The following is a 10679-nucleotide window of genomic DNA, read 5'->3' as shown; positions in this document are numbered from 1 at the left end:
ACCCACCTCCCCACCGCAATGATCCCCACCTACCTCACCCACCTCACCCACCTCCCACAACTCCCCAACGGCAAAACCGACACCACCCAACTCCCGCCGCCCAACGAGGAGTCCGACGGTGCCGGCGAGTACGTGGAGCCGCGGGACGAGGTCGAGAAGGAACTGGTGGCGATCTGGTCCGAGGTGCTCGGGACCCCGAGGGCCATCGGGGTACGGGACGACTTCCACGCACTGGGCGGCCACTCGCTGCTCGCCGTGCAGATCGTCTCCAGGGTCCGGGACACCTTCGGCGTCGAGGTCCCGCTGGCCCGGATGCTCACCGGCCGGCTGACCGTCGAGGCGCTCGCCGGGACCGTCCAGGACATCCAGCTCTCCGAAGTGGACGAGGACGAGCTGCTCGCCGCTCTGGCCGCGCTCTGAGCCGGTGAACGCCCACGGCCCCCGCACCCTCTCCCGCACACCCGTCAACAGGGTGGGGGAGAGGGTGCGGGGGCCGTCGGGGTGGCCGGTGCGGCCGGCCGGCGGTGTCAGCCGCGCACGGTCAGACCGACCGCCGTGACATCGGTGAGGTACGCGCCCCAGGTGCTCCAGGTCAGGCCGGCGGGCAGCGCACCGGCGCGCTGCGGCAGGCCGGGGGTGTACGCCGTCACGCGCAGCGGCACCTTGCCCGCGCCGGAGACCTTCAGGGTGATGTCGAAGCCCTGGGCCGGGACCTTCCACAGGGCGAAGCCCCACTTCCACGGGCCCGCCGAGAGCGGCCGGTTGGTGCCGCCGCGCACCGTGGTGCCGGCCACCTCCGCGCCCCGTATCCCGTGTGCCGAGGTGTCGGCGAAGAGGCTGACGTAGGAGGTTCCGGGGGCCGGCCTGAGGTGCAGACGTACGGTGCGGACGCCGCCCGGGCCGGCCTGTCCGGACGTCACCGACACCACGGGAGCGGCCGGGCCGCCCGCAGCCGCCCTGGCGGTGTCCGCGTCGGTGACCAGGTCACCGGCCAGGGTGGTCGGGAAGGTGGGGAACCGGGCGCGGATGTCGGCGCGTTCGGACCCGGCGAGCGCCCCGGTCCACTTCGGCGGCGCCTTGTCGGAGCTCAGCCAGTGCCCGGTGCCCCGGTCGGCGTCCCAGGCGTACGCGAGGCTGGTGTGCCGCGGGTGATCCGCGTCGAAGGTGTCCACGCGCAGGCCGGTCAGTGCCAGAGCGACCCCGGCGGCAAGCCCCAGCCAACCCGTGACCGGGGCGGCCCGGCGCGGCAGCAGGCCGAGCAGCGGCAGCGAGACGGCGACGAGCAGAGCCATCAGGATCAACGGGGCCACGGCAAGCGACAGGCCGAGCGTCGGGAAGACCAGCACGATCACCGGCAGCAGCAGCGGCAGCGCCACGAGCGCGGAGAGGGACAGGGCAAGGGTGCGGCCGTACTCCCCGTCCTCGCCGGTGCGGCGGCGTACCTGCACGAGCAGCGCCGCGCAGCCCACCAGTGGCGGCCACACGAACAGGTAGGAGGCGCCCGGCGCGAGGACAGCGGTGGCCAGGCCCAGGACGGTCAGCCAGACCCCCGTGCCCAGCGCGGTCTCGGCGGCCCCGGTCCGCCGGCGCACCAGCAGGTACCAGCCGACGGCCGCGGCGGCGGTCAGGGCCAGGAAGGCGGCCCTGAACCAGCCGGGCCGATAGCTGTCGCCCATGGACAGATCGGCGTATCCGGGCTGGGCCAGGCAGAGCAGTTCCCACCCGCCGAAGCCTACGGCGGCGGCCCCGAGCAGGGTGAGCGGAAAGGTCAGCGCGGCCCTGAGCACGCCGCGGCGGGAGAGACCGCGGCGGCCGGCGTGCCGGAGAGCGGCCCCGTAGACGGCCGCGGTGAGCAGGGCGAGCGGCAGCACCAGCGCGTTCGGGTAGCGGATCAGCAGGCCCAGAACGGTGAAGTAGGTGTCGTCGGTGCCTTCCTGGAGCTCGGAGAGGTCCTGGCCCGCGAGGGAACGGGCGGCGGCCAGGACGTTGTCGCCCTGGTGCTGGACGCTGTCCGCCGAGAGGTTCGCGAGGGAGTCGCCGGGGGTGTGGTAGCGGGCCGAACCGTCCAGGAAGGCGAAGTTGAGGCCGCCGAAGCCCTTCTTCTTGAACTCGGAGAAGTCGGTGTCGTTCGGCAGGTAGGAGTAGACCTCGTCGGCCAGTGACGTGGCGATCGGCCGGTCGGCGCCGCTCAGGGCCGACAGGGCGCCGCTGTTGCGGGGACCCGACTCGAACATGATGGAGGGTCCGGAGACCCCGCGCGCCTCCAGGTTGAGGACGACGGTGTGCGCCGGGTCGAGTCCGCCGTCCGCGAGGAAGGCGTGCGCGCCGAGCAGTCCGGGCTCCTCCCCGTCCGTGAGCAGCACGTCGACCGTATTGCGCGCCGCCCTGCCGTCGGCGCGCAGGGCCCGTACGACCTCCAGGACCGCCGCCACGTTGGCCGCGTTGTCGGCGGCACCGGGTCCGGCGGGCACCGAATCGTAGTGGGCCATCAGTACGAGGTGACCGGCGTCGGCACCGGCCGTCCCCGGGAACGAGGCGTGGATGTTGGCGACCTCGGCGACCAGCGCGGTGCCGTCATGCTCGTCGCGGGTCACGGGCTGCGGCCGGGCCTCGACCCGGGCGCCGAGCGCGGTCAGCCGGGTCGTGAGGTACGTACGGGCGGCGGCCGAGGCCGGGCTGCCGATCGGGCGCGGCTCCTTGGCGATGACCTCGGCGTCCGCCAGGGCCCGGCGCGCCGAGAACTCGCTCTTCGGCGCGGAGGCCGGCGCGGGGTCCGGCGGCTGAAGGGTCCACACGGAGCAGGCCGTCAGCAGGAGGAAAAGCCCCAGGAGCAGGAGCCCGGAGGGCCGCGTGACACGGTGCGCCCGCCCCCGCGTGAACGCCCGCGCGAAGAGGGGGGCACCCGAAGGATCCGCGGAGCGGGAGGCCGGCGGAGAAACGGCGGGAGAGGGCGGGGAATGCGTATCGGAATCAGCCACGGTGAAGGACCAGTCTTTCCGGGTCTCGATGCGTCGGGTATTTCGGGCGAGCGGCTCGGAACACGTACATCACCGGAATTATCAAAGGCCGCTCCACGCCCTGTCGCGGCTACCTGACATGGTTCCGGGGCGAGTTGACACAGTTCCGCGGGGTCGTCGGGGGCAGCTGACAAAGTCACGGCCGGACGGATGGTGATCCCTGATCGGGTGGCTAGTTTGGCGTCCGGATCGCAGCCCCGCCGGAAGTCGAAATCCAGAATCCAGAACTGGAGTCAGCAAATGATCAATGCACCCGTTGAGTTCTACCAGGTCGTTGTCAACGACGAGGAGCAGTATTCGGTTTGGCCCGCGGGCCAGGAGATTCCCGGAGGGTGGCGCGCCCCCGGAATCACCGGCCCGAAGGACGAATGCCTTGCGTGGATCGACGAGAACTGGACCGACATGCGGCCGCTCAGCCTCCGCCGCGCCATGGATGGCGCCGTGACGGCCTCCCAGGACTGACCGCGACCGCCCATTCACGCCAAGGAACACAAGGAGGGGACGAGCTGTGACGGCCCACTGGCAACAGCTGCTCGACGAGCTGCTCATCCCGGGTGCACCCACCCGCGGACTGGAGCTGATGGGGGAGGCATGGAGCGGCAAGACCCGTCGCCTGGACGAACTCACCCGCCGTGCGACCGACAGCGGATGGCACGTCGGCCGGAGCCGGCCGGGCCGGCTCCAGCACTCGGCCCCCTTCGGGCTGTTCCTGGACGCGCTGGACGACCTGGTCACCGACGCCGGACCCCGGCTCTGGGACTGCCTCACCGAGGACGAACAACAGCGGCTCGCCGCGCTCTTCCCCTCGATGAGCCACTTCGCGTCCGGAGACCGGCCGGTCCGTGACCGCTACCGCGAATGCCGCGCGGTACGCAGCCTGGTGGGTCATCTGGCCGACGCCGAGGGGCTGTTGATCGTCCTGGACGACCTGCACCGCGCCGACGACGACTCCCTGGACCTGCTCGGCTACCTGCTGGAGCGCCCGCTCGCGGCACCCGTGGTGATCGCGGTGGCCCACCGTCCGCGCCAGCTCGGACACCGCACCCGCGCCGTGCTCGCCGAGACCGCCGCCCGTGGCCTGACCCACCGCATCGAGCTCGGTGGCTGTCCGGACGCCGACCTGGCCACCCTGGTGCCGGCCGGTCTCGACGGCCCGGCCAGACATTCCCTGCTGCGGCGCAGCGGCGGCAACCCGGGGCTGCTGCTGGCGCTCGCCGAGATGGAGCCCGCCGGCCCCTCCGGCCTGCCGTCCGTGCCCTCGCAGCCGCCCGCCGGGCCGGGCGCCGCCGCGCTCGACGACTTCCAGCTGCTCGGCCCCGCCGGCCGGGCCATGGTCGGGGCCGCCGCCGTGCTCGGCGACACCTTCGGCCTGCGGATCGCCGTCGAGGTCTCCCAGCTCGACGAGGCCGACGCCATCGCCGGGCTGGACGAAGCCCTCGCCGAGGACCTGGTGCGTCCCGTCGGCGACGGCCCCGACTTCCGCTTCCGCGATCCGGTCGTACGGGCCGTGGCCTACCACTCGGCAGGCCGCGGCTGGCGCTCCGGCGCCCACGCCCGCGCCGCCGCCGCCCTGCGCGTCCACCAGGGGCCGGCCGAACTGCGTGCGCAGCAACTGCTGTGCACGGTCGAGGTCGCCGACGACGACGACGTACGGGCCCTCGTGGACGCCGCCGAGGACACCGTCCTGCGCGACCCGGGCGCCGCCCTGCGCTGGGCCCGCCACGCCCTGCGACCGGTGGTCACCCTCGACCCCCTGCTCCAGGCCAGGGCCCGGAACGCGCAGGGCCGGGCGCTGCTGCACGAGGCCGAGTTCGAGGAGTCCGCCGCCGTCTTCCAGCGACTGCTGGCTCCCGGTGCCGAGCTGCCCGGGGCACTGCGGGCCGAGGCGGTCGCCTTGTACGCCCAGGTGCAGCGGCTGCTGGGCCGCCACGAGGCCGCCCGCGAGATGCTGCGCGGCGAGATCGCCCGTACCGGCGGGGCCGGAGCGGCGGCGGCCTGCGGCAGCGCCTGCGCCGCCCACTGCGACCGGGCCGCCGTGGCTCCCGGCGCCGCCCGCTGCGGCCGGCTCCGGATGGCGATGACCGCCCTGGTCCTGGAGGCCGGCGGCCAGTGGAGCAGTGCCGACCGGGCCGCGCTCACGGTACTCGCCGAGACCGCCGCGGACCCCGCGCATCCCAGCGTGCTGGCCGCGCTCGCCGCCACCGAGGCCCAGTTCGGGCGGAGTTCGGCAGCGGCTGAGCACGCCGTCCGCGCCGCCGCGCTGATCGACTCGCTCGCCGACGAGGAGCTCGCCGCCCACCTGGAAGCCGTCCAGTGGCTGGTCGGGGCCGAGCTGTTCCTCGGCCGGATCCGGGAGGCCGAGACCCACATCGAACGGGCCGTCACCCTGGCCCGCCGCTTCGGCCAGCGTCACCTGCTTCCCGGACTGCTCGCCGGACTCGGCCACACCCGGCTCCGGCTGGGCCTGCTGCCCGAGGCGCTGGCCTGCGCGGAAGAGGTCGAGGAAGCCGCCAAGGCCACCGGAAGCAGCCAACTGCTGGCACTTGCCGGGCGTCTGCGCGAGGAGCTGGACCTGCTGCACGGCATCACCGGCCCCGGGGCCCCCGCCCCCGAAGGCCCGCAACCGATGCTGCCCGAACTCAGCGGCCGGGAGCGGGAGATATCCGTCCTGGTCAGCTACGGGCACACCAACCAGCGGATCGCCCACTTCCTGGAGCTCAGCCCGAAGACCGTGGAGACCTACCTCGCCCGGATCTTCAAGAAGCTCGGCGTCTGCTCGCGGGCAGAGGTGGCCGCGATGGTCGGCCGGGCCGCCCCGCAGACACCGGAGACCGTGCCGGTACCGAGCGGACGGCCCGCGCGTTGACCTCGGCACCGAAGGCCGCATCCGCGTCCGGGCCGGCGGCCGGGCCGCCCGGTCCCCGGACCACCGGGGCCACCGCCCCGGAGCCCGTCGGCGCCGGCCCCTCGAAGAAACCGCCCCTCGGCCGGCCCTTCTGGCAGCTGTGGAGCAGCACCTTCGCCGCCTCCTGGGGCGACGGACTGCGGCTGGCCGCCCTGCCGCTGACCGCCGCGCTGTTCACCCGCGATCCGATGCTGCTGTCCCTGGTGACCGTCGCCGGACAGCTGCCCTGGGTACTCGCCGGAACCTTCGCCGGAGCCTTCGTCGACCGGCACGACCAGCAGCGGGTGATGTTCTGGTCGGACGCCGTCCGCGCGGTGATCGCCGCCCTGTTCACGCTGGCCCTGTTCACTGGCCACGGCAGTCTCGCAACTCTGCTGGTCTTCGCCCTGGTCATGGGTGTGGTGGAGACGCTGCGCGACAGCGCCACCCTCGCCATCGTCCCCAGACTGGTTCCCGCATCCGTCCTCGACAAGGCCAACAGTCTGCTCCAAGGCGTGGCGATGCTCTGCGTGGAGCTCGCCGGACCGCCGCTGGCCGCCCTGCTGCTCCTCCACGGGACCGCCTTCCCCTACGCCATCGACACCGTCACCTTCGTGATCTCCGCGCTGCTCGTCGCCCGCCTGGCGGGCGCCGCCGCACCGCTGCCCCCGAGTACGGGGCAGCCGACGACCCTGCTCGCGGATGCCGCCGAAGGCATCCGCTGGCTGTGGCGGCACCGGCTGCTGCGCTCGGTGTGCGCGCTGGTCGGTGCCTTCAACTTCGGTCTCAGCGCCGTGGTGTCCGTCGGAGTGCTCTACGCATACGACGTGCTCGCCGTCGGCAGCGTCGGCTACGGCCTGCTGATGGCCGTCATCGCGGTCGGCGGAGTCGCCGGAGTCGGCCTCACCCCGCTGCTCACGGGCCGGCTGGGCCGCGAACGCACCGTCCTGCTGTTCTGCGCGCTGACCCCGGTCGCGTTCGTCGTCGCGGGCTCCACCTCACGGCCGCTGCTGGCCGCCGGTGTGCTCAGCACCGTCGGCATGGCCCTGGCCGTGCTCACCATCACCACCACTTCCATGCGCCAGACGCTCGTCCCGGCCCGGCTGCTCGGCCGGGTCGGCAGCTCGTACCGGCTCGTCGCGGTCGGCATGTCCCCGCTCGGCGCTCTGGCCGGCGGGGCAGTCGCCTCGTACGCCGGGCTGCGCGCCCCCTTCTACCTGGCCGCCGGGGTGCTCACCGTCACCTGGGCGCTCAGCCTCCCCGTGATGCTCCGGTCCACGAAAGGAACCCCGTGACCCCCTCCGAGACCGCCGCCCCCGGTCCCGCCGTGATCGCCATGTGGAGCCCGCCGCGCTGCCGCTCCACCGCCTTCGAGCGGATGATGATCGAGCGCGGTGACCTGACCGTCCTCCACGAGCCCTTCAACATCCTCACCAGCAAGGGGAGTTTCGAGATCGGGGGGCGCACCTGCCGGAGCGAGACGGACCTGCTCGACGCGATCCTGGAACTGGCCGCCACCGGCGGCCGCACCGTCTACTTCAAGGACACCACCGACTTCCGCTACCCCGGACTGCTGGCGGACCCCCGCCTGACCACCGCGCTCCAGCACACCTTCATCATCCGCGAGCCCGCCGAGGCCATCGCCTCCCACTACGCCCGCAACCCCGGCGTGACGGCCGACGAAGTGGGCTTCGGCCACTGCGCCGAGATCTTCGACCTGGTCCGCACCACCGCAGGCACCTTCCCTCCGGTGGTCGACGCCGCCGACCTGGTCGCCGACCCGGCGGGCATCGCAGCCGTGTACAGCTCGCTCACCGGGCTGCCCGACCTGCCGGGTGCGCTCAGCTGGCAGGCCGGCGAGCGCAGCGAATGGCAGGTCTTCGAGGACTGGCACCGCGAGGCGGCCGCCAGCACCGGCATCCACGACCGCTCGGGCGAGTACGCCGACACGGTCGAGAACAACGCCCGCCTGGGCGCGCTCCACCAGGCCCAGCTCCCCTACTACGAGCACCTGCGCGCGCACCGGATCACCCCCCGGCAGGGAGAGGCCGCCGCATGACCAGCCGATTCGAGCAGCTCGTCGTCGACTGCGCCGACCCGCGCAAGGTAGCCGCGTTCTGGTGCGCCGTCCTCGACTACACCGTCCACGAGGACCGGGACGGCAACCTCGTGGAGATCGGCCCCGCCGAGATCGCGCCGCTGCAGGAACTGCGGCGGGCCGCGGTGCCCGCACAGGTCGTCTTCCAGCGCGCCCACAGCACGAAGACCCGCAAGAACCGGCTGCACCTGGACGTCTGCCCCATCGACTCGGACCAGCCGTCCGAGGTGGAGCGGATCGTCGCGCTGGGCGCCCGCCGGATCGACATCGGCACGCCCGAGGAAGCGAGCTGGACCGTACTCGCCGACCCGGAGGGCAACGAGTTCTGCGTACTGCGCAGCCTCGCCCCCGGCCACTTCGAGGAGTAGCGGAACCCGATGAGGAGCAGCTCCCCGCCGCTGGGCGGCCCGGCCCCCGCGCCGCCCCGCCCCGCCCCCGTCTCCGCCCCGGCCGCCGGTGAGTCCTGGCTGCGCGTCCGGCGCTCCCCGGGGCCCGCCCGCCGACGGCTGCTCTGCCTGCCACCGGCAGGCGGCACCGCCCAGGCGTACGGGCGCTGGGCGGAACAGCTGCCCGGCGGCACCGAGGTGGTGGCCGTCGAACTGCCGGGTCACGGCTCGCGGATGGGCGAGCCCCCGCTGACCAGGATGGCCGACGTCGTCGCCGGGATCGAGACCCACCTGGCGGCACTCCCCGAGCTGCCACTGGTGATCTTCGGGCACAGCATGGGGGCGGCCGTCGGCTGGGAACTGGCCCGCTCGCTCCGCCACCGGTACGGGCAACGGCCCGCCGGCACCGGCCGGTACGGCCGGGGCAGTGCCGGCGAGGCAGACCAACCGGTGCGCGGCGTCATCGCCGCCGCCGCCGTGCCGCCCTCCGCGAACCCGCCCGCCCGCTGGGCCGCCGGGGCCGACACCACGGACGAGGACCTGCTCGCCCTGCTCGACCACTCCCGCCACCTGCCGCCCGAGCTCCGTCACCACCAGGAGTTCCTCCGGCTGTACCTGCCGGTGCTCCGCGCCGACCTTGAGGTGCTCGCCCGTCACAGGGCCCGGCGCGAACATCCGATGCCCTGCGCCCTGCGCGTCTACGCGGGCGACGACGACCCGCTGGCCGGCCCGGGAACGGCCTGGCCGTGGGCGCCGGAAGAGGTCGGCGGCGACCGCCTCCTGCGGGTCTTCCCCGGCGGCCACTTCTTCCTGCACGAGCACCCGCAACCCGTACTCGCCGCACTCGCCCGCGACCTCGAAACGATCGCACCCGGCGCCTGAGCCCAGGAGCAGCAGATGACCACCGAAGCAGCACTCACCAACGCCCTGGCCGGGCTGACCCCCGAACAGCGGGCCAGGCTCACGCTCGAACTGGCCCGCCGCAAGGCCCTGAAGAACCCGGCCATCACCCGCCGCCCGCGCACCGAGGGAACCGAGAACGCCTTCCCCGCCTCGCCCGGGCAGGAACGGCTCTGGTACCTGCACGCCCTGGAGCCCGACTCCACCGCGTACGTCCTGCCCATCGTGCTCCGGCTGACCGGAGCCGTGGACGTCGCGGCCCTCCAGGACGCCCTCGGCGCACTGGTCGCCCGGCACGAGGTGCTGCGCACCGTCTTCCGCGAGGACGCCGAAGGCGCCGTCCAGCAGATCGTCCTTCCGGCGGACCGGGTGCCACTGCCGGTCACCGGGCTGCCCGCCGGTACGGGCGAGGAAGAACTGTTCGCAAGGGTGCGGGCGGACGTGTCGCTGCCCTTCGACATGGCGCACGGACCACTGGTGCGGGCCTCGCTGCTGCGCCGCACGGAGACCGACTGGACACTGGTGCTCTGCGTGCACCACATCGTGGTCGACGGCTGGTCGCTGGGCGTCCTGGTCGGCGAGCTCGCCGAGATGTACGCCGCCTGCTCCCAGGACCGCGACCCCCTGCTTCCCGAACTGCCGGTGCAGTACGCGGACTTCGCGGTGTGGCAGCGCGAGTGGCTGTCGGGGGAGCGGCTGGAGAAGCAGCTGGCGTACTGGCGCGGCCGGCTGGAGGGGGCCGCCGTCCTGGACGTGCCCGGCGACCGGCCCCGCCCGCCCGCGCAGACCTCCGCCGGCGACTCGGTGCCCGTGACCCTGCCGCCCGAGCTCGTCGCCCGGCTGACCCGGCTGGTGGAGGGGGAGTCGGCGACGTTGTTCATGGGGTTGCTCGGGGCTTTCTCCGCGGTGCTGGGTCGTTGGTCGGGGCAGAGCGACGTGGTGGTCGGTACGGCTGTCGCGGGCCGTACCCGTACCGAACTGGAGCCGCTGGTCGGCTTCTTCGTGAACACCCTGGCCCTGCGCATGGACGTGGGCGGCGGCATCTCCTTCCGGGAACTGGTCCGCCGCGCCCGGGAGAGCTCCCTGGAGGCCTTCGCGCACCAGGACGTGCCCTTCGAGCGGATCGTCCAGGAACTGGGCGTCGACCGCACCGGCGGCCATCCCCCGGTGGTCCAGGTGATGCTCGCGCTGCGCAACGTGCCGATGCAGCCGCCGACGCTCGGCGCACTCGGCGTGGAAGTGGTCGAACTGCCGCGTGAGGTGGCCCAGTTGGACCTCAGTGTGGAGCTGGTCCCCGATGCCGACGGTGCTCTGGTGGGTGCTTTGGAGTTTTCGTCGGAGTTGTATGACCGGGTGACGGCGGAGCGTTTGGTGGAGGGGGTGGTGGCGTTGTT

General features: G+C 73.4%; 9 protein-coding genes. 8 read left to right on the top strand and 1 reads right to left on the bottom strand.

The window, feature by feature from the left end; all coding sequences use genetic code 11:
• Positions 1-420, top strand: a 420-nt coding sequence (locus ACFWVV_RS37420; RefSeq protein WP_384358984.1) for a phosphopantetheine-binding protein, incomplete at its 5' end; no start/stop codon positions are given.
• Positions 421-527: 107 nt separating this feature from the next.
• On the opposite strand, the gene ACFWVV_RS37415 is transcribed toward ACFWVV_RS37420, so the two are convergent.
• Positions 528-2795: a M20/M25/M40 family metallo-hydrolase gene (locus ACFWVV_RS37415; RefSeq protein ID WP_384358986.1), complete on the bottom strand. Its 2268-nt coding sequence runs from the start codon at positions 2793-2795 to the stop codon at positions 528-530.
• A 462-nt stretch (positions 2796-3257) separates the two neighbouring features.
• On the opposite strand from ACFWVV_RS37415, the gene ACFWVV_RS37410 reads away from it, so the two are divergent.
• From ACFWVV_RS37410 to ACFWVV_RS37380, 7 genes are all read left to right on the top strand, one after another.
• Positions 3258-3479, top strand: coding sequence for an MbtH family protein (locus tag ACFWVV_RS37410; RefSeq protein WP_384358988.1), 222 nt, complete (start codon positions 3258-3260; stop codon positions 3477-3479).
• A gap of 46 nt (positions 3480-3525) precedes the next feature.
• The gene (locus tag ACFWVV_RS37405; RefSeq protein ID WP_384358990.1) at positions 3526-5883 is read left to right on the top strand and encodes an AAA family ATPase; all 2358 of its coding nucleotides are present in this window, start codon (positions 3526-3528) and stop codon (positions 5881-5883) included.
• Complete coding sequence (locus ACFWVV_RS37400) at positions 5880-7196, top strand: MFS transporter (protein WP_384358992.1); 1317 nt, start codon at positions 5880-5882, stop codon at positions 7194-7196. Before ACFWVV_RS37405 ends, ACFWVV_RS37400 begins: the two co-directional genes overlap by 4 nt.
• On the top strand, positions 7193-7960 hold the full coding sequence (locus tag ACFWVV_RS37395; protein ID WP_384358994.1) for a sulfotransferase family protein: 768 nt from the start codon (positions 7193-7195) through the stop codon (positions 7958-7960). The genes ACFWVV_RS37400 and ACFWVV_RS37395 overlap by 4 nt, the downstream gene beginning before the upstream one ends.
• Positions 7957-8367: a VOC family protein gene (locus tag ACFWVV_RS37390; RefSeq protein WP_384358996.1), complete on the top strand. Its 411-nt coding sequence runs from the start codon at positions 7957-7959 to the stop codon at positions 8365-8367. The genes ACFWVV_RS37395 and ACFWVV_RS37390 overlap by 4 nt, the downstream gene beginning before the upstream one ends.
• Before the next feature lie 9 nt (positions 8368-8376).
• A complete protein-coding gene (locus ACFWVV_RS37385) occupies positions 8377-9267 on the top strand; it encodes a thioesterase II family protein (RefSeq protein WP_384358998.1) in 891 nt (296 codons plus the stop codon).
• A 15-nt stretch (positions 9268-9282) separates the two neighbouring features.
• The coding region (locus tag ACFWVV_RS37380; protein WP_384359000.1) for a condensation domain-containing protein at positions 9283-10679 on the top strand (1397 nt) is incomplete at its 3' end.

It is taken from the genome of Streptomyces sp. NPDC058663 (assembly GCF_042716745.1).
Classification (GTDB): Bacteria; Actinomycetota; Actinomycetes; order Streptomycetales; family Streptomycetaceae; genus Streptomyces.
Note: the sequence above shows the minus strand (reverse complement) of the source record. Positions and strands in the feature narration are given on the sequence as shown.